This window comes from Mesorhizobium sp. M1004, assembly GCF_040318795.1.
Taxonomy (GTDB): Bacteria; Pseudomonadota; Alphaproteobacteria; order Rhizobiales; family Rhizobiaceae; genus Mesorhizobium.
In genome coordinates this window covers 247,922-266,571 of the sequence record NZ_JAMYNB010000003.1, presented here as the reverse complement: position 1 = coordinate 266,571, position 18,650 = coordinate 247,922, and the positions used below count along the sequence as shown (strand labels likewise).

Below are 18,650 nucleotides of genomic sequence, written 5' to 3'. Positions count from 1 at the left end.
GTATTAACAGGAAAACGCAATATCATTTGTTGAACATTCATTCAGAATGGCTGGACAGAATAGCCGCTGCCGTGCCAAATTCCGCGCATTCGGCGACAAATCACGCGAAAATGAAGGGTCGAGCACCATGAAGGCTGGGCGCGAATGAAAGCTTGGGATGCGATCGTCATCGGCGGCGGACACAACGGCCTGGTCAACGCCTGCTATTTGCAACGCGCCGGGCTCGACGTGCTGGTGGTGGAAAAGAACGACTGGGTCGGCGGCGCCGCCACCAGCCGCGAGCTGACGCCGGGCTTCCTCTACTCCAACTGCTCCTACGTCTGCTCGCTGTTTCGCCCCGAGATCATGCGCGACCTCGAACTGCCGCGTTTCGGCTTGCAGGTTATTTCCTATGAAGGCGGCGCCGTGTTCACCCGCGACGGCGACTACCTCGCCAACTACCGTGACCACGATGCGCACCGGCGCGAATTCGCCCGCTTCTCCAGGCGCGACGCGGAGGCCTATGACCGCTATTCGCGCGACGTGACGCGGCAGTGCCGTTTCATCCAGCCGCTGCTGATGCGCACCGCACCGGACCCGACCAGTCTCAAGCCGCGTGACCTCGGCGAGCTTCTCTATCTCGGCAGGAAATTCGCCGCCCTGTCATCAGAGGAAATGGCGCTGACGCTGCGCTTCTGGACCATGTCGATCTCGGAATTCCTCGACGAGTATTTCGAGACCGATGTCATCAAGGCGAACTTCGCCCTGTCCGGCATCATCGGTACCGCACTCGGGCCGATGTCGCCCGGCACAGCCTACGTGCTGCTGCACCATTATATGGGCGAGGTCGACGGCTCGGTCGGCGCCTGGGGCTATGCGCGCGGCGGCATGGGCGCCGTCGCCAAGGCGCTCGCCGGTTCCTTCAAGGCGTCCGGCGGCACCATCCGTACCGGCGCCGAGGTCGACCATGTGCTGGTGAGCCGAGGCAAGGCCAAGGGCGTGGTGCTGGCTGGCGGCGAGGAGATTTACGGCAAGCTCGTCGTCTCCAACGCCGACGTCAAACGCACATTCCTGAAACTGGTCGAGGAGAAGGAACTGCCCGACATTTTCCTGCGGCGGGTCAGGAACTTCAAGATCCGCGGCTCCTCCGGCAAGGTCAACATCGCGTTGGATTCTCTGCCGGAATTCCCGGCACTGCCGAAGGATTCACCCGTTTATCGCGGCGACATGCATTTCACCGATTCCATGGAGCGCATGGAGCGCGCCTATGACGACTGGAAGGCCGGTCGCTGGTCGGCCGACCCATTCCTCGACATGGTCATCCCAACGACGCTCGACCCGACCATGGCGCCGCCGGGCAAGCATTTCATGAGCTGCTTCGTGCAGTACGCGCCGCCAAAGGTGAACGGCCGCGACTGGACCGATGCCGACCGCGACGGCTTCGCCGAAAGCGTGGTCGCGCAGATCGCGGAATACTCGCCGGGCTTCCGCGACCGCATCGTTCACATGGAGGTTCGCACGCCGCGCGAGATCGAAGCCGAGGTCGGCCTCACCGAAGGCAACATCTTTCAGGGCGAGCTGACTTTCGACCAGCTGCTGTTTAACCGTCCCGTGCCGGGCTACGCGCAGTACCGTTCGCCGATCGGCGGGCTCTATATGTGCGGCTCCTCGACCCATCCCGGCGGCGGCGTCATGGGCGCGCCCGGCCGCAATGCGGCAGCCGAGATCCTGCGCGACCTCGCCAAATCGACCTCCCATATGAGCCCGGCCCATGACGTCATTTGATGCCATTATCATTGGCGGTGGCCACAACGGCCTTGTCGCTGCCGCCACGCTGGCCAAGGCCGGCCGCAAGGTGCTGGTGCTGGAAGCCGCTGGCGATGTCGGCGGCGCCGCGCGCACCGAAGAGTTTGCGCCGGGTTTTCGCGTCTCGTCGATCGCACATGTGCTGAACCACCTGCATCCCGACGTGGTGAAGACACTGGAGCTGGAGAAATACGGGCTGCAGGTCACCCGCGCAGACTTCATGCCGTCGGTTGCCTTGTCGAAGGACGGCCCAGCGCTTGTCCTGCATGGCGCCTATGGCGAGGTGCTGACCGGCTCTAATCCATCCGAGCAGGCGGCCTGGGAGGAATTGCGCGCGCAACTTCTGCGCTATGCCGGCATCCTGAAACCGTTCCTGTCGCGGCGCCCGCCCGATCTCGGTGGCATGTCGCTGCTTGAAACCGCAGCGCTCGGCCAGACGGCCGTGGCGCTGAAAAAGCTCGGCAAGGAAGACATGCGCGACTTCCTGCGCGTTCTCCTGATGAACGTCGCCGACCTGCTCGACGAGCAGCTTGCCGATATCAGGCTGAAGGGCCTGCTTGCCTTCGACGCCACGCTTGGCAGCCACCTCGGCCCGCGTTCGCCGACCTCCCTGCTCGGCCTCTACTATCGGCTGGCCGGCGAGACCGGCGGCAAAACCGGCGCGCAGATGCTGCCGAAAGGTGGGATGGGTGCGGTCGTTGCCGCCATTCGCGCGGCGGCGGAGAAAGCCGGCGTCACCATCCGCACTGCAGCGCCCGTGGCCAGAATAGTCGTCGAGAAAGGCCGCGCCCTCGGCGTGACCCTCGACGGCGGCGAGGTGCTGCACGCCAGAACGATCGTCTCCGCCATCAACCCGGCGACGACCATGCTCGATCTCGTCGGCCCGCGCGAGATCGACACGGGTTTCGTGCGCAAGGTAAAGAACATCCGCATGAAGGGCGACGCTGCCAAACTCCATCTGGCGCTCGATCGGCCACCGCAATTTTCCGGCGTCGACGCCGATAATCACAAGGGCCGTCTGGTCATCGCGCCCTCGCCCGACCATGTCGAGCGCGCCTTCAACCCTTCGAAATATGGCGAGTTCTCAGCCGAACCGGTGATGGAGATCACACTGCCGTCGCTCTCCGACCCGTCGCTCGCGCCAAGTGGCGCCTGCGTGCTGTCGGCGATCGTGCAATACGCGCCTTATGCGCTGAAAGAGGGTTGGGAAGCCGGCAAGCCGAAATTCCTCAAGGCTGTTATGGCGCAGCTCGAAGCCTACGCCCCCGGTATCGGCAAGTCCGTGCTGCATGCCGAGCTTTTGACGCCAGCCGATATCGAAGCCAACTACCGCATGCCGGGCGGCCACTGGCACCACGGCGAATTACAGGCCGACCAGATGCTGATGTCGAGGCCGTTCTCTGGCTGGTCGGGCTACAACACGCCGGTCGACGGGCTGTTCCTGGCCGGCGCCGGTTCGCATCCGGGCGGCGGCGTTTCGGGTGCTCCCGGTTTGAATGCGGCGCGGCGCATCATCGCGGTGAAGGGATGATCGGATGTTTCAGCCAGTCAACGCCGCACTCTACGGCGAAGGAATGCCGTCATGACGAGTCCGATCAACAACGCCGCCCACCCCACAGCGCAGTCGCATTTCCGCACACTGCGTCTCGGCACGCCGTTCCAGCCGCGCATCGATGCGCTGGCCAAAACTCAGGACTGGTACAATTGGGCCGGCTATCGCGCGCCGCATTCGCTGTGGGACGAGGAACTCGAATATTTCGCCATCCGCAGCCAGGCGGCTTTGTTCGACATCTCGCCGATGACCAAATACCGCATCGAGGGGCCGGATGCCGAAGCCTTCCTCGATCGCGTCACGCTGCGCGATGTCACCAAGCTGAAACCGGGCCGCGTCCACTACACCGCATGGTGCGACGACGAAGGTTTTGTCCTCGATGACGGCACGCTGTTCCGGCTGTCGCCGACCCGCTTCCGCCTGTGTTCGCAGGAGCGGCACCTGCCCTGGCTGCTGGACAGCGCGACCGGCTTCGAGGTGACAGTCGAGGAAGAGACTGGAAGCGTCGCTGGTCTCGCTCTGCAAGGCCCAACCTCCTTCGCCGTGCTGCACGAGGCGGGTTTCGCCGGCGTTGAAAAACTCAAAGTGTTCGATCTCGCCGAATTCCCGCACGATGGCGGCACTATCACCATCTCGCGCACCGGCTTCACCGGCGATCTCGGCTACGAACTGTTCGTGCCGGCCGAAAAAGCGCTCAGCCTCTGGGACCGCCTGATGACGGCAGGCGAACTGCGCGGCATCCGCGCCATCGGCTACGCCGCCCTCAACCGCGCCCGGCTGGAAGCCGGCCTGATCGTCGCCAATGCCGACTTCACCACCGCAGACCATGCCATTCGCGCCGACCGTCTGCGCATGCCGGACGAGTTCGGTCTCGGCTTTATGGTCGACCTGGGAAAAGGCCATTTCAACGGCCGCCGCGCCATCCTCGAAGCCCGTGCCAAACGCAGGCTGCGCCACATGCTGGTCGGGCTGGAGATCGAAGGCAACATCCCGGCCGAGCACGCCATCGTCTACCACAAGAAGCATCAGGAGGTCGGGCTGGTCAGCGCCGCCATCTGGTCGCCGATGGCCAAGCGCAATATCGCCATCGCCTCGCTGACGCGTCCCTATGGTGATACGATGGTGGAAGACCTCTGGGTCGAGATCTACGCCATGCGCGAGTTGCAGTACCAGAAGCTGATGAAGCGGGCCAAGGTGGTGGCCCGTCCTTTCATCAAGCTCGACCGCCGCACCGCCAATCCGCCGGCGGATTTCTGATCATGGCCGACGAACCGGATGATGAGACGGAAGCCGCCGAACAGTGGCAGCTGGTCAACACGCCGCTCGGCGAAAAATGGTCGGGTCGTACCCGCTATGCCGCCGCCATGTACTTCTACAAGCGCGGCGAAATGAGCGCCGAGACGCTCGAAGTCTACCGCATCTGCGCGCGGTTGGACTGGGAGAACCCGCTGCCGATGATCAGGGATCGCGGCGGCCAGGATTGGCTGAAGCGCATGGGCGCTTAAGCCTCAGCCTATGGTTCTTTCGAGAACGCTCAGCCAGTTGCGATAGGCGATCTTCTCGATCAACGCGCGTCCGAAACCGCGCGCGGCCAGCGCATCTATCAGCTTCGGCAGACCGGCAACGTCGCCGATGACCGCCGGGATCATGGCGCCGTCGAAATCGGAGCCGAGACCGACGCCGTCCTCGCCCAGCGCCTGCAGCAGCGAGTCGACATGGCGCACCATGATGTCGAGGCTGGTGTCCGAGTTCATCCGTCCGTCTTCGCGCAGGAAGCCGGTGGCGAAGTTGAGCCCGACCATGCCGCCGGTCTCGCGGATAGCGCCGAGCTGCCAGTCCGTCAGGTTGCGCGAATGGGTGCACAGCGCATGCACGTTCGAATGGGTGGCGACCAGCGGCGCATCGCTGAGTGCGGCGACATCGCGAAAGCCCTTTTCGTTGAGATGCGACAGGTCGACCATGATCTTGAGCTGATTGCAGGCCTTGATCAGCGCCTTGCCGGCATCGGTCAGCCCCGGTCCGGTATCGGGCGACGACGGAAAGCGGAACGGGACGCCGTGGCCGAAGGCGTTGGGGCGGCTCCAGACAATGCCGAGCGAGCGCAGGCCGGCTTCGTAGAGCACGTCGAGCAAGGTAAGTTCGGGATCGATCGCCTCGACGCCTTCAATATGAAACACCGCCGCGATCGAACCTTTCGCCATCGCCTCGCGAATGTCACCGGCACTGCGGCAGACGGTCAGCGCCCCCGCTCGCTCCAGCCGAAACAGGATCGAGGCCATGCCGATGGTGGAATTGAGCGCATCAGCGCGCGGCAGTTCCGGCGGCAACGGCTCATTGTCGCTCGGCGCCGGCGGCACCGCAGAGCGTTTGCTCTTCTCGACCGGCGGTGGAAAGATCGCGAACATGCCGCCGGCAAAGCCGCCCTTCTTGGCGCGCGGCAGATCTATATGACCGCCCTGCGTCCCCTCGATGAACAGCTTTTCGACGTCTGTGTCTTTCGACTGGTACAGTCGCAGCAGCGTGTCGTTGTGGCCGTCGAAGACGGGGACGAGATCGGATTCGGTCATCAGGAAGCCATTCGGTCAGTTGGCAGGAGCGGACGAACCGCAGCGAACTGTGTACTTAGGCAAGAAGGCCGAACTGCGCAAATGCCAGAGAGGCGTTCGCTCTTGTGGCTGAGCGACTCCGACCACCTGCCGGTCCCCGCTGCTTCGCAGCGTCCCGGCGTTCGCCGGCCTTTCATCATGCCACCGGCACGATGAATTCGCCTGCGGCGAACCGGCTGCTCACCCCACAAGGGGGGAAGGGAAAAAGGTCTATTGCTTCAGCACATCCGCCCATTCCGGATGGCGGCGGAACTGGGCGTTGGCGAAGGGGCAGAGCGGGATGATCTTCTTGCCCACTGCCCGCGCGTCCTCGACGGCGCGTGTGACAAGCCGAAGGCCGGCGCCCTGGCCGCGAAACACGTCCGGCACTTCGGTGTGATCGATGATGATCTGGTGCTCGCCGACCTTGGTGAAGGTCATTTCCGCCTCGGCGCCACCGGGCCTGCGCAGGACATAACGTCCCTTCGAGCCGCGGTCCTCGAGTTCGATCTCAGGCAATTCGTCAGGCATCGCTTGCTCCTTCAACCGGCGCATCGGCAAAAAGCCGCCTCGACGCTTCGATCTCGTTTGGTCGAATTTCGTGGCCGCCATCGTGCCACTCCACTGTGACATCGGCGCCATCGGCGCGCAAATAGGCCTCCAGCCGGGATGTCAGGTTGGGCGGGCAGATCGGGTCGCGCTTGCCGGCGGTGACCAGGATGCGGCGTCCGGCAAGGCTGCCCTGCACCTGCGGTTCGAACGGGATCAGCGGGTGCATCAGCACCGCCGCATCGAACAGCTCGGGCGCGGCGAACATTACGGACGCCAGGATGTTGGCGCCGTTGGAATAGCCGAGACCCAAGACCGAAGATGGCCTTGCCGCTGCCACCTGCGCCTTGATGAAACCGGCCATCTTGGCGGTCGCCCGCGCGAGGTCGTCCATGTCGTAGACGCCCTCGCCGGTGCGGCGGAAGAAACGCGCCGCACCATGCTCGGAAACATCGCCGCGCGGCGATACGATCGTCGCCTGTGGCGCGAGGTCGCGCCCGAGCGACAGCAGCTGGCTCTCGTCCGCGCCGGTGCCGTGAAAGACGAAGAGCAGCGGGCCGCCGGGCGAACCCGGCAGCGCCTTATGGATGTAAGCTTCCTTGCTCATCGTCTCAGCCTTCCAGCTTCTGCAGATGCTCTTCAAGATAGGGCCGCAGATGCTGGTGCTGCGTCGGCAGTTTCAGGGCTTCGCCGAGATGGGCGGTGTCCTCGTCGCGGTCGAAGCCCGGCTCATTGGTAGCGACTTCGAACAGCACGCCGCCCGGCGTTCGGAAGTAGATCGCCCAGAAATAGTCGCGGTCGATCACCGGCGTCACGCCGTAACCCGTATCGATCAGCGCCTTGCGCACTTCGAGCTGCTTGGCGCGGTTCTCCACCGCGAAGGCGACATGGTGGACCGAGCCGGCGCCGAGATTGGCAAAGCCCGCCGTAGGCAGCGATTCAATATCGACGACGTCAGCGCCGTTGCCGTTCTTGATGGCGAGCCGGCTGACATTGCCGGACTTGTCCACTTGCTCATAGCCCATGAACTTCAACAGCTCTTCCGTGGCGCCACCATCCTTCAATCTGAGGGAGACCGAGTGGAAGCCGCGTATCGCCTCATCAGCGGGAATGCCGCCTTTCAACCATGGCGCGCGGCTGTCCGCTTTGTCTTCGACCAGCGCGAAACCGTCGCCGTCGGGACCGGCGAAGGCCAGCCGCTTCTCGCCGAACGTCTCTTCGCGGGAGACACCCGCAACGCCTTCATCGGCGAAGCGCTTTTCCCAATAGCCGAGCGTGCCGGCCGGCACCGAATAGGCCGTGGTCCCGACCTCGCCGACGCCGTGGCGACCCCTGGCAATGTCCGGGAACGGAAAATAGGTCATCACCGAGCCGGGCGTACCGTGCTCGTCACCATAATAGAGGTGATAGACATCTGGCGCGTCGAAGTTGACGGTCTTCTTGACCCGGCGCAGGCCGAGCTTGTGCGTGAAGAAATTATTGTTCTGGCGCGCATCGCCGGCCATCGACGTCACGTGATGCAGGCCCTTGATCTGGTCGAGCATTGTCTTGCTCCTTCCCTTCGGTTTGCGGCTCTTGCCGCTGTCCACGCCTATATGAGGGGCCGCCTGGCAATGGCAAAGGCGGCAAACTCAGAATGGACTGTATCCCAATAGTGAACAGCAGGAAATTTTCGTTCACCATTTAAGCAAGACTGACAGGCTTGCGCTGCCGCCAAATTCCGGTTCATTGAACGTCTTCCCGACGTGACAGGATAGAGCATTGGCCGCGAAAAGCAGACGCCCGAACATCCTATTGATCTCCTGCGACCAATGGCGGGGCGATTGCCTGTCGGCTGCCGGCCATGCCGTGGTGAAGACGCCGAATGCCGATGCGCTCGCCGCCGAAGGCGTCCTTTTCATGCGGCATTACGGCGGCGCGGCGCCCTGCTCGCCGGCCCGCGCGTGCCTCTACACCGGCCTCTACCAGATGAACAATCGCGTCTGCCGCAACGGCACGCCGCTCGACGCCCGCCACGGCAACATGGCGCTTTCGGCCCGCGCCCTCGGCTATGATCCGACTTTGTTCGGCTACACCGACGTCTCGCCCGATCCGCGCACGATGGCGCCGGGCGATCCCCGGCTGAAAAGCTATGAGGGCGTGCTGCCCGGCTTCAGCGTTCGCCAGTTCCTGCCTGAGCATCAGAAACCATGGCTGTCATGGCTGAAGGCACGTGGCGTCGACACCAGCGCGGGCTCTCCCGGCATTCACCGCCCCGTGGGCGGGGAAGCGGGCGACGCCGTGACCAGCGCGCCGCCTGTCTATTCCAGGGACGAGACGCCGACCGCTTTTCTTGCCGGCGAATTCATTCGCTGGCTGGACGAACAGGATTCGCCATGGTTCGCGCATGTCTCCTTCATCAGCCCGCATCCGCCCTTTGTCGTACCGCGGCCCTACAACACGCTGTATGATCCGGCGGACGGACCGCCCTTCCGCCATGTCGAGACTTGGCAGGCCGAGGCGCAAAGGCATCCCTATCTGGCTTACGACCTTGGTCGCCAGAAGCGGAGAAGCTTCCGCCCCGGCACCGACGGCCACGTGCGCGACTGGGGCGACGACAACATCCGGGCCATCCGCGCGATCTATTACGGCATGATCTCGGAGGTCGACGCGCAGCTTGGCCGCATCTGGCAAGCGATCAAGACGGCGAATGCATGGGATGACACCATCATCGTGCTGACTTCGGACCACGCCGAGATGATGGGCGACCATTTCATGCTGGGCAAAGGCGGCTTCTTCGACGGCAGCTATCACATCCCATTGATCGTGCGCGACCCGCGTCACGGCAATGCAGCCGGCTCGACCGTCAACCACTTCACCGAGGCCGTCGACATCTTCCCGACCTTGCTCGATCTGCTGGACGCCGACGCCCAGCTGCATCTCGACGGCCGCTCGCTAAAACCGTTCCTGCAAGATGAACCGCCTAAGGATTGGCGCGACGCGGCGCATTGGGAGTTCGACTTCCGCTCGATTGCCAGCGGTGAGGCCGAACGGCATTTCGGCATCGGCTCGCGCCAGTGCAACCTCGCCGTCATCCGTACGGAAAAATTCAAATACGTGCATTTCGGCGGCGGCCTGCCGCCGCTGCTCTTCGACATGCAGAAGGATCCGGGCGAACTGGCCAACGTTGCCGCCGACCCGGCCTATCTCAGCGTGCGGCTTGAATTTGCCGAGCGACTGCTTGCCTGGCGCGCCGAGCATCTTGACCAGTCGTTGGCGCTTGCAGAGCTGACGGACGAAGGGGTGGTGGATATGTGGTAGGCAGTAGGCAGTAGGCAGTAGGCAGTAGGCAGTAGGCAGTAGGCAGTAGAATGTTCTGGCGGCCTGATTGCCTCGTCACTCGGTTTCGCCTACTGCCCAATCCCTACTGCCTATTCCCTTACTGTACCATCATCCGCTGCTGGTCGCGCTTCTCGGCATAGCTGCCCTTGTCATACGCAGCCTGCGCCTGCAGCTGCTCCTTGGTGAAGTTGGTGTAGAGATATTTGTTGCCGTCCTTGTCGGTCATGAATTTGAGCTTGTCCATGCCGACCGCGACCTCCTTGGCGCCGATGCCTAGAAAGCCGCCGACATCGATGATGACGGCATCCGGCTTGCTGTCGGGCGTGAGCACGACGTCGCCGATCTCGCCGACCTTGGCGTCGTTGGCGCCATAGACGGTGGTGCCCTTCAGGTCGTCGCCTCTGATGTTGCCGACCGGCATTTCGGTCAGTGTCGACTTGTCGATCGCTGCCGTTTGCGTCGGATCGGTGGCTTTTGTACCGGCCGGAGCTTCCGCGGTCTTGTCCGCTGGCTGAGCATTGTCAGCCGGTGCAACGGCCGTCGGGGCAGCGGGAGCAGTCGGCTGCGTTGCGTCGGAGGTTGTCGTCACCGGCGCCGGATCATAGGGCTTGCGGTCGAAATCAGGCTGCGCCTGCAGTTCCTCCTTGGTCGTCTGCGCCACCAGCCAGCGATCGCCGTTCTTTTCGGCCCACCGTGCCTTGGCGAAATCATAGGTGACGTTCTTTTCACCCATGCCGAGGAAGCCGCCGACGCCGATCACCAGCGACTGCGCCTTGCCATCCTTGGTCAGCACGATGTCATTGACGTCGCCGATATTCTGGGCATCGTCGCCAGTGCCATTGTAGACATTCTCGCCGATGATGTTGGTTGCGAGATTGCCGTCAGCGCGTTTCACCGCCGGTTCTGACGGCGCGGCGTTGAGATCAACCGGCTTCTGCGGGTCGTTCTGCGCCGTGGAAGCAGGCGCCGGGGCCGGATCGTAAGGCTTACGGTCGAAGTCGGGCAGCGCCGTCAACGCTTCTTTCGTCGTCTCGGCGACGAGCCAGCGATCACCATTCCTCTCGACCCATTGCAACTTGCCGTAGTCGAAGGCGACGTTCTTGCTGCCTATGCCGAGGAAGCCGCCAACGCCGATAATGGCGGATTTCGCCTGGCCGTTTTCATCGAGGACGACGTCGCTGACGTCACCGATCTTCTGCGCATCGTCGCCAGTGCCATTGTAGACAGACTCGCCGATGATATTGGTCATCAGCGCGCCGTCGGCCTGTTGCGGCGCCGGCGCGATGGTAGCAGGGGCTTCAGCCGGCGCTGGGGTCGTCGCCGGGGTCGTCGTTGACTGCGCAAACGCACCGGTAGCGATCAGCGTTGCCAGTGCGGTCGTCGCGAACAGTGTGCGGATCATGATTAAGTCTCCTCTTGCGTGATCTCATGTGCGCCGCAATCGGCAAACCACTTGCCGGGAGACCGAAGGCGGCGCCTCCAATGGGATCACAACGTTGTGACAAGGCGCTTGTTCCGAAAAAACGGGAGCATCGAAATACTCTGGGCAAGTCCGCGGAATCGCCCGACATTCCCACCCGGCCGATGGAACCTTTCCCAAGCTTGCCCGTTTCAGCCTGCGGCTGGCATTCCGGCCGCTAAAGAATACGGAGTGGGGCATGCGATTTGCAGCGGTGCTGAACCGGGACGGCGGCACCTTGCGGACCACCGATCTTTCAGCGCTAACCGACCGGATGCGCCAGACGCTCGAGGCGGCTGGTCACTCCATCGAGATCGACATCGTCGCCGGCAAGGAGATTGTCGCGGCGCTCGACAAGGTCGCCGCGCGGCGCGACTTCGACGTCGTGCTGGCCGGTGGCGGCGACGGCACCATTTCGGCCGCCGCGGGGCGGCTGATGAATGGCAAGAAGGCGCTGGCCGTCCTGCCTGCAGGAACAATGAACCTGTTCGCCCGCGGCCTTGGAATTCCGCAGACCATCGATGGCGCGCTGAAGTCCTTTGCCGACGGCGAGATCATGGCGGTTGATATCGCGAGCGCGAATGGCCGGCCGTTCGTGCATCAGTTCTCGATCGGCCTGCACGCCAGGATGGTGAAGCTGCGCGACAATATGGAATTCGCCTCGCGCCTGGGAAAGATTCGCGCTTCGGCCAAGGCCGCCTGGACTACGATCAACAATCCTCCCGCCATGAAGGTGACATTGACGGTCGGCGAAGCCGAGATCGTGACCCGCATCAGCGGCATCGGCATTTCCAACAATCTGTTTGGCGAAGGCCATCTGCCTTATGCCGACAATCCTGCCGGCGGCGTGCTCGGCATCTATGTCACCGTGGCGCGGCAGCGTGGCGAGCTGGTCAGGGCGCTCTTCGACATGGCTCGAGGCAGGTGGCGCGACAGCGATCATGTCGAAACTCATCAGGCCGACAAGGCAATCGTGAAGATCCATACAGGGAGCAAGAAATTCGGCGCCGTCATCGACGGCGAACTGGTCAAGCTGGAGCGCGAAACGACAATCCAGATCCACCCTGGCGCACTGAACGTCCTGGTTCCGGCGCAAGCCGCCCAGGCGAAGGCCGCCTGATGCGATTACGAATGACGCGGAAAACCCTAGCCGCCCGACTGCCCCTCGCCGGCTGGCGCGCTCTGGTTGGCCGGCGCGCTCTGGCCGGTGGGCTGCCCCTGGCTTTCAGGGGTATCTGGATCGATCTTTTGGCCATAAATCTCGGCCGCTCCCCAAGCAATGAAAGCCAGGAGCAAAGCGGCGACCAATATGCGCAGGCCGTGCCAACCCCACCGCCCCTGACGGGCTTTGTTTTCAGGGGCGATCTTGGTCATCGGCGGCGTTCCTATCGTGCAACCGGCATGGTGGATAAAACCATCGCTGGCGAAACATGGTGGGGTAACGATTGCTTGCTACAAAAGTTCCGGCGCGCGACGGCCGCGCAAGATGCGCGCCACCGCGGGTGGGGGCTTGGTGGATAGCAAGGTGCCGAAGCAGGTTTGTTTGCCGGTTGAAGTCCGCCGCGCCGTGGTGGCGCCGGAGCGGCTTGCCGTACTGCACGGGCTTGACGCGATCGACACCGACTCCGATCCCGACTTCGATCGCATCACCGGCCTAGCCGCCGCCGTGATGCGGGCGCCGATCGCGCTCGTCACGCTGCTCGACACCGAACGACAGTGGTTCAAATCCTGTGTCGGCTTCAACGAGACCGAAACCGCGACCGACATATCGTTCTGCGCCCATACCATTGCCGCCGGCGGAGAGCCGATGGTGGTGCCGGATGCCAGCATCGACCCTCGCTTCTCCGGCAACCCGCTGGTCACTGGCGAACACCATGTCCGCTTTTATGTCGGCGCGCCGATGGTGGTCGCCGGCGCGCGCGTCGGCACGGTGTGCGTGCTCGACCGGGAGCCGCATGAATTTCCGTCCGCTGCCGCGCTCGATCATTTGAAATCGCTGGCCAGCCTCGCCGCCAGCCTGTTTACCCTCAAGGACGCCACCCGCAGCGGCGCCATTGCCACCGCTGCTTTGGCGCAGGAGGAAAAGCGCCGAGCCATAGCGCTCGACGCCGCCTCGCTCGCCAGTTGGGCCTGGGATATCCGCACCGACATGATCGAATGCGACGTGCGTTTGTCGGAGCTGTTCAACCTGCCCCGTTCGAACCGACTGCGGGCGCGCGACATTCTGGCCGCCATCGACCCGCGCGATGTCTACCAGACCGAGACGCGCTTTCGCGATGCCCTGACCGGCAGCGATGACTATTTCGGCGAATACCGGGTCAAAGGCTTCGATCCGCCGCGCTGGATAGTCACCCGCGGCCGCGTCATCGAGCGCGACGGCGAAGGCAAGCCGACGCTTATCTTTGGCGTCAACTACGACATCTCGGAACGCAAGCTCGGCGAGGACCGGCAAAGGCTGCTGCTGCGCGAGCTCAACCATCGGGTCAAGAACACGCTGGCGACGGTGCAGGCGCTGGCGACGCAGACCGTTCGCCACGCTCGCCGCCCAAGCGAATTCCTGGAAGCCTTCGGCGCCAGGCTGCAGGCGCTGGGCGCTGCCCATAACCTGCTGTCGGATCGCGAATGGCGCGGCATCGGTATTCGCGAACTGATGCAGATCGAGGTCAAGCCGTTCGATTCCGCAGAACGGCCGCGCATCGTGATCTCCGGTCCGGAGCTGCTGCTTTCGCCTGACCAGGCGGTGGGGCTCGGCCTGATCATGCACGAACTGGCCAGCAACGCGCTGCAATACGGATCGCTGTCGGTTGGCTCGGGGAAGGTCGATGTCGACTGGAAGGCGGCGGGCAAGAAAGGCGCGCGCCGCCTTGTGCTGACCTGGAGCGAAAGCGGCGGGCCGAAAGTCGACCCGCCGGAACGCCAGGGCTTCGGCTCTATCCTGATCCGCCGCAGCCTAGCCAAGGTTTTATCGAGCGAAGTGACCCACGAATTCCGCAGCGAAGGCGTGTTCGCCGAAATATCGATGCCGCTTGAAGATCTGCCGGCTTAAAGCAATTTCAGAAGTGCGAAGCGGTTTTCCCGGGAACAGCGTATCAGCGCGCGCGCTTTAGTCGGCTTCGCTGTCCGGATCGCCCCGGTCCGGCTTGACGTTCTCACGGTAGATGGCATAGGCCGCGAGCGCGATCATCGGGCCGAGAATGACGCCCTTCCCGCCTTTCCCCTTGAGCAAGGCCGGCAGCACGGCAAGCGCCGCGGTGATACCGAGCGCCTTCAGGTCGGCATTGCGCCTTCGCGCACGTCGGCGCGCACGCGTTCCAGCCGCAAGTTGATGAATGAGCACGATAAGCCCGGCCAGTACCAGGAAACCAGCCGCGAAGCCGAGACAGGCGGCCATCGAGCCATAACGGTCAGCCGCCCAGATGTAGGCCGCCCCCTGGAGAAACCCGAGGCCGCACAGGGCAGCGACGGCGGCGAACCCGTAGACGATTGCCGCCGTGCGCGCGCGGCGCATGGCGGCAATGGCTTCACCCGAGGCCAAGGCCGAGATAAGCGGTGCCAGCATGCCCATCTCTGTCGAAACTAGCGCCGGGCAAGAAGCGCAAACAGGAAGCCGACGCCGGCCGCGATCGCCAGTGAAGTAACTGGCTTCTCGCGCACATTGGCCGTGATCTGGGCCTCAAGATCCTTGGCGTTGCCACGCAGGCTGTCGAAGACGGCTTCACCCTGGGCGCGCAACTGGTCGACGCCTTCGGCAGCAGCGCGCCGCGCCGTGCCGTAACCATGTTCGCCGGTCTTGGCCAATTGCTTGGTCAACTTTTCGATATCCGCCTTCAACTGCCGAATGTCGGCTTCGAGGTCGGCGTTCGTCTGACTTTCGTTGGCGGTTTTTCCTGCGGCAGTTGCCATTCTAAACTCCTTGCGTTTGCTTGGCTTCAAACGCCCGACACACGTCATGGTTCCGAAATCGGAGACCGTATCCATGAAAGGGTGTTTGCAAGTGCGAGTCCAGCCCCAGATGGAGGCCTGCCTGTCAGATCAGCGGCCGACGGCCTTCGCTTAGGCCCTCCCAGCGCGCGAGATCCTTCAGCCCCTCCCCGTCGATCACTTCGCAACCGCCGTCGCGCCAGGCGATCAGCTTGCGATCGATGAGCTTGCGGATCGTCTTGTTGGTGTGGACCAGCGACAGGCCGAGCGTATCGGCGACATGCTGCTGGGTAATCGGGATTTGCACCGGCGCCTTGCCGTTGAGCCCGACTGCCGCCGCGCGGCTGGCGATGAAGGCAATGAGATAGGCGGTGCGCTCGACCGCCGTACGCCGGCCGACGCTGAGCAGGTTCTCGTCCAGCATGCGCTCCTCGCGCGACGCCAGCCAGGTAATGTCGTAGGCAAGGCCCGGATGGTTGCGGTAGAGCTCGTGCAGGTTTTCACGCTCGAAGACGCACAACAGCATGGGCGACAGCGCCTCGACCGAGTGCTGCATTTCGCCCATCAGGCTGCCCTGCAGCCCGATAAGATCGCCGGGCATGGAGTAGTTCAGGATCTGGCGCCTGCCGTCCGACAATAGTTTGTAGCGGAAGGCCCAGCCCGAAAGCACGGTGTAGAGATGAGCACTTTGGCTGCCTTCGACCAGCACTGTGGCGCCCTTGTCGACGGCCAGTTCGCCCTTCTTGAACATGCTGACATAGGCAAGCTCCTGCTTCTCGAATTCCCGGAACACCGGCAATGGCCGAAGCGGGCAGATCTCGCATGGGTACTGACGGCTGGAAAACGAACGACCATTCTGGCCAGACATTTCGATCTCTCTTTCGAAAGTCTCTTGCCAGAGACTGAGTGCTACGCCTTGCAAGGCCGCGGTTCCGCTGCCGATGGCATGTCTTTTTTAAATGACAGGATGGCAAATAGCGATCATGACTCGCTACACTCCACTGAGGCGAATTCGAAGCTCGCTTTTGGAGTAGAGCCGGTGGGCGAACTTTTCGGATTAAGGCCTGACCGATCCCCCCAAGGTCCGCGATGCGGTTGACTGGAGTCACTGTACCCGATGCTGCAAGAATTGAGGAGAGATTGCCAAGTGCCGCCATTGCTTGAGGGATTGCGAATTCTTGTCTTGGAGGATGAATTCCTGATCGCCATGGATGTCGAGCAGCTTTGCCGCGACCATGGCGCGAGCGACGTAGTGATTGCCCGCGCTCTGGCCGAGATCGATGAGCAGAAGGTCGTTGGCGAGTTCGACGCCGCTATCGTGGACCTCATGCTGGGCGGAACGTCCACACTCGATTTCGCCGCGCGGCTGCGCCAATCGGGCCTGCCGTTTGTCTTTGCCTCCGGCTATTCGGACCCCGATGAGATCAAAGGGTCTTTTCCCGGCATCCGCCTGGTCACCAAGCCTTATTCGGGGACCGATCTCGTCGAGGCTCTGGCGGCGGCCTGCGGCCGCGCGCCAGTCTGAGATATCTTCGATGCGTATGTGTAAAGAGCCCAGGCCCGCAAACGGGGCCTCCGCCGTCAGGCAGCGTTTGAACCCGTCACCTGGGACGAGATCGCGTCCGGCCCGTATTCGTCTTCGCCGGAGATTTTGAGGATCTCCTGCAACCGCGTGCGGGCCCGGCTGACCCGGCTCTTGATCGTTCCGACCGCACAGCCGCAGATTTCGGCGGCCTCTTCATAGGAAAAGCCTGAAGCGCCGATGAGGATGATGGCTTCGCGCTGGTCCTCGGGGAGTTGCTCGAGCGCGCCGCGGAAATCCTTGAGGTCAAGCTGGCCGTGCTGAGCCGGATGAACGGCAAGCCTGGCCGTCATGATGCCGTCGCTGTCCTGCACCTCGCGGCCGCGCTTGCGCATCTGGGAATAGAACTCGTTGCGCAGGATGGTGAACAGCCATGCCTTGAGATTGGTGCCGGGCTGAAAGCTCTCATGCTTGTCCCAAGCCTTGACCAGCGTCTCCTGCACCAGATCGTCGGCCTTGTCGGCATTCTGCGTCAGCGACACGGCAAAGGCCCGCAGGCTCGGGATCGAGCCGAGCAGGTCGGTCTTGAACCCTTGTGAGACAGCTGCCATGCCTCAGTCCTTCTTCTGTGCAGGTTCGGCCTTTTCCAATTGGCTGAGCAACTGGGCAAAGCGATCCGGCACATTGTCCGAGACCAGCTCGTCATAATATTGTTTGAGTTTGCGGCCGATTTCCGAATTCGCCCCGAGCGGGTCGCCGGAATTGGCCCGGCGCCTGTCAGCGGCGCCAGCCAGCGTTTCTTTATTCATGTCCTTCATTTCGCCCTTAAATCCAGCGCCCCGAGCCGCCCCATTACACAACGCAAAGCGGCCCCCTCGTCTGGTTGCCCATCGCACCACAAACGTCGCCCGTACGGTTTCGTTCCACAAGTCTCGGAACTTTTTCGCAAAACCCGCGTTTGGGTGTTGGGGCTTGCAATCAGCTTGACCTGCAATCTATGCAATCACGTCATCTGAGGGAGACGTCTACCATGAGCCTTTCCGCAACCATCGCTCCGCACCTGCCGTTCCTGCGCCGCTTTTCACGCGCCGTATCCGGATCGCAGGAGAGTGGCGATGCGCTGGTCGCCGCGATGCTCGAAGCCATCATCGCCGACGTCGACATCTTCCCGCAAGCGTCAAGCGACCGCATCGCGCTCTACAAGGTATTCGCCAAACTGTTCACCTCCATTGCCATCCGCGTTCCGCAGGAGCAGGCACAATCGGCATGGGAGCAGCGCGCCGCCGCCAATCTGAACGCCATTGCGCCACGGCCACGCCAGGCTTTCCTGCTGGTCGCGGTCGAAGGCTTCGGTGAAGACGAGGCAGCTGAAATTCTCGATGTCGACGCCAAGGAATTCTCCGAACTGCTTGCCCAGGCGAGCAACGAGATCTCTCGCCAGGTGGCGACCGATGTGCTGATCATCGAGGACGAGCCGCTGATCGCCATGGACATCGAGGAAATGGTCGAGAGCCTCGGCCACCACGTGGTCGGAACCGCGCGCACCCATACCGAGGCGGTGGCGATGTTCGGCAAGACAAGGCCGAAGATGGTGCTGGCCGACATTCAGCTTGCCGATGGCAGCTCGGGTATCGATGCGGTCAACGAAATCCTGTCGTCGACTTCGGTGCCGGTAATCTTCATCACCGCCTTCCCCGAACGTCTGCTGACCGGCGAGCGGCCTGAACCGGCCTTCCTCGTCACCAAGCCGTTCAATCCCGACATGGTCAAGGCGCTGATCAGCCAAGCGCTGTTCTTCGACCGGCAGGCCAAGGCCGCCGCGTGAAGTAGGGCCTTCAATCTCCAACTTTTCGCCGCCTCGCAGCGTTGCCGGCACTGGCGATCGCCTAGCCCGGCGATCGGCGGCTGCCCGTCGCTCCGTATGGGGCGCACGCGCGTGAATCAACTCGCATCCGG

Annotated in this window: 20 protein-coding genes; 9 read left to right on the top strand and 11 right to left on the bottom strand. The window is 63.1% G+C overall.

Annotation, left to right across the window (positions count from 1 at the left end):
- Positions 1–144 precede the first annotated feature (144 nt).
- Genes NKH54_RS08250 through NKH54_RS08235 form a run of 4 tightly spaced genes read left to right on the top strand, consistent with a single transcriptional unit; the run spans position 145 to position 4,842 of the window.
- Positions 145–1,764, top strand: a complete 1,620-nt coding sequence (locus NKH54_RS08250) for a phytoene desaturase family protein (RefSeq protein ID WP_353027990.1) — start codon at positions 145–147, stop codon at positions 1,762–1,764.
- The gene (locus NKH54_RS08245) at positions 1,751–3,316 is read left to right on the top strand and encodes a phytoene desaturase family protein (RefSeq protein WP_353027989.1); all 1,566 of its coding nucleotides are present in this window, start codon (positions 1,751–1,753) and stop codon (positions 3,314–3,316) included. Before NKH54_RS08250 ends, NKH54_RS08245 begins: the two co-directional genes overlap by 14 nt.
- Positions 3,317–3,367: 51 nt before the next feature.
- Positions 3,368–4,594 (top strand): aminomethyl transferase family protein, encoded by a 1,227-nt coding sequence (locus tag NKH54_RS08240; RefSeq protein ID WP_353027988.1) that lies wholly within the window; start codon positions 3,368–3,370, stop codon positions 4,592–4,594.
- A 2-nt stretch (positions 4,595–4,596) separates the two neighbouring features.
- A complete protein-coding gene (locus NKH54_RS08235) occupies positions 4,597–4,842 on the top strand; it encodes a hypothetical protein (protein ID WP_023690115.1) in 246 nt (81 codons plus the stop codon).
- 3 nt (positions 4,843–4,845) lie between these two features.
- On the opposite strand, the gene NKH54_RS08230 is transcribed toward NKH54_RS08235, so the two are convergent.
- From NKH54_RS08230 to NKH54_RS08215, 4 genes are all read right to left on the bottom strand, one after another.
- A complete protein-coding gene (locus NKH54_RS08230) occupies positions 4,846–5,904 on the bottom strand; it encodes a dipeptidase (protein WP_352498123.1) in 1,059 nt (352 codons plus the stop codon).
- A 249-nt stretch (positions 5,905–6,153) separates the two neighbouring features.
- The gene (locus tag NKH54_RS08225; RefSeq protein WP_023730787.1) at positions 6,154–6,453 is read right to left on the bottom strand and encodes a GNAT family N-acetyltransferase; all 300 of its coding nucleotides are present in this window, start codon (positions 6,451–6,453) and stop codon (positions 6,154–6,156) included.
- On the bottom strand, positions 6,446–7,078 hold the full coding sequence (locus NKH54_RS08220) for an alpha/beta hydrolase (RefSeq protein WP_023730788.1): 633 nt from the start codon (positions 7,076–7,078) through the stop codon (positions 6,446–6,448). Before NKH54_RS08220 ends, NKH54_RS08225 begins: the two co-directional genes overlap by 8 nt.
- 4 nt (positions 7,079–7,082) lie before the next feature.
- Positions 7,083–8,015 carry a VOC family protein gene (locus NKH54_RS08215; protein ID WP_352712581.1) on the bottom strand — a complete coding sequence of 311 codons (933 nt, stop codon included), beginning with the start codon at positions 8,013–8,015 and terminating at the stop codon, positions 7,083–7,085.
- 217 nt (positions 8,016–8,232) lie between these two features.
- On the opposite strand from NKH54_RS08215, the gene NKH54_RS08210 reads away from it, so the two are divergent.
- Entirely contained in the window at positions 8,233–9,771 is a 1,539-nt protein-coding gene (locus NKH54_RS08210; RefSeq protein ID WP_031197104.1) for an alkaline phosphatase family protein, read from the top strand.
- 118 nt (positions 9,772–9,889) lie between these two features.
- Here the strand turns inward: NKH54_RS08210 and NKH54_RS08205 are convergent, their stop codons facing one another.
- Complete coding sequence (locus tag NKH54_RS08205) at positions 9,890–11,194, bottom strand: PRC-barrel domain-containing protein (RefSeq protein ID WP_023715017.1); 1,305 nt, start codon at positions 11,192–11,194, stop codon at positions 9,890–9,892.
- A 256-nt stretch (positions 11,195–11,450) separates the two neighbouring features.
- On the opposite strand from NKH54_RS08205, the gene NKH54_RS08200 reads away from it, so the two are divergent.
- Positions 11,451–12,371: a diacylglycerol/lipid kinase family protein gene (locus NKH54_RS08200; RefSeq protein ID WP_023701350.1), complete on the top strand. Its 921-nt coding sequence runs from the start codon at positions 11,451–11,453 to the stop codon at positions 12,369–12,371.
- Positions 12,372–12,397: 26 nt separating this feature from the next.
- On the opposite strand, the gene NKH54_RS08195 is transcribed toward NKH54_RS08200, so the two are convergent.
- Complete coding sequence (locus NKH54_RS08195; protein WP_023683960.1) at positions 12,398–12,625, bottom strand: hypothetical protein; 228 nt, start codon at positions 12,623–12,625, stop codon at positions 12,398–12,400.
- A 112-nt stretch (positions 12,626–12,737) separates the two neighbouring features.
- Between NKH54_RS08195 and NKH54_RS08190 the strand changes: the two genes are divergently transcribed.
- On the top strand, positions 12,738–14,297 hold the full coding sequence (locus NKH54_RS08190; protein WP_353027987.1) for a sensor histidine kinase: 1,560 nt from the start codon (positions 12,738–12,740) through the stop codon (positions 14,295–14,297).
- 57 nt (positions 14,298–14,354) lie between these two features.
- On the opposite strand, the gene NKH54_RS08185 is transcribed toward NKH54_RS08190, so the two are convergent.
- The 3 genes from NKH54_RS08185 to NKH54_RS08175 all read right to left on the bottom strand — a co-directional run bounded on the left by NKH54_RS08185 (position 14,355) and on the right by NKH54_RS08175 (position 16,040).
- On the bottom strand, positions 14,355–14,816 hold the full coding sequence (locus NKH54_RS08185; protein ID WP_353027986.1) for a hypothetical protein: 462 nt from the start codon (positions 14,814–14,816) through the stop codon (positions 14,355–14,357).
- Positions 14,817–14,827: 11 nt separating this feature from the next.
- Positions 14,828–15,154, bottom strand: coding sequence for an ElaB/YgaM/YqjD family protein (locus tag NKH54_RS08180; protein WP_023670092.1), 327 nt, complete (start codon positions 15,152–15,154; stop codon positions 14,828–14,830).
- A 124-nt stretch (positions 15,155–15,278) separates the two neighbouring features.
- A complete protein-coding gene (locus NKH54_RS08175; protein ID WP_023670093.1) occupies positions 15,279–16,040 on the bottom strand; it encodes a Crp/Fnr family transcriptional regulator in 762 nt (253 codons plus the stop codon).
- Between the two features lie 279 nt (positions 16,041–16,319).
- Here NKH54_RS08175 and NKH54_RS08170 point away from each other — a divergent pair, with 279 nt between their 5' ends.
- Entirely contained in the window at positions 16,320–16,697 is a 378-nt protein-coding gene (locus NKH54_RS08170; RefSeq protein WP_023693686.1) for a response regulator, read from the top strand.
- Between the two features lie 56 nt (positions 16,698–16,753).
- On the opposite strand, the gene NKH54_RS08165 is transcribed toward NKH54_RS08170, so the two are convergent.
- Positions 16,754–17,305, bottom strand: coding sequence for a sigma-70 family RNA polymerase sigma factor (locus NKH54_RS08165; protein ID WP_023670095.1), 552 nt, complete (start codon positions 17,303–17,305; stop codon positions 16,754–16,756).
- Between the two features lie 3 nt (positions 17,306–17,308).
- Positions 17,309–17,512, bottom strand: a complete 204-nt coding sequence (locus tag NKH54_RS08160) for a NepR family anti-sigma factor (protein ID WP_023670096.1) — start codon at positions 17,510–17,512, stop codon at positions 17,309–17,311.
- A 212-nt stretch (positions 17,513–17,724) separates the two neighbouring features.
- On the opposite strand from NKH54_RS08160, the gene NKH54_RS08155 reads away from it, so the two are divergent.
- Entirely contained in the window at positions 17,725–18,519 is a 795-nt protein-coding gene (locus NKH54_RS08155; RefSeq protein WP_023670097.1) for a response regulator, read from the top strand.
- Positions 18,520–18,650: the final 131 nt, after the last annotated feature.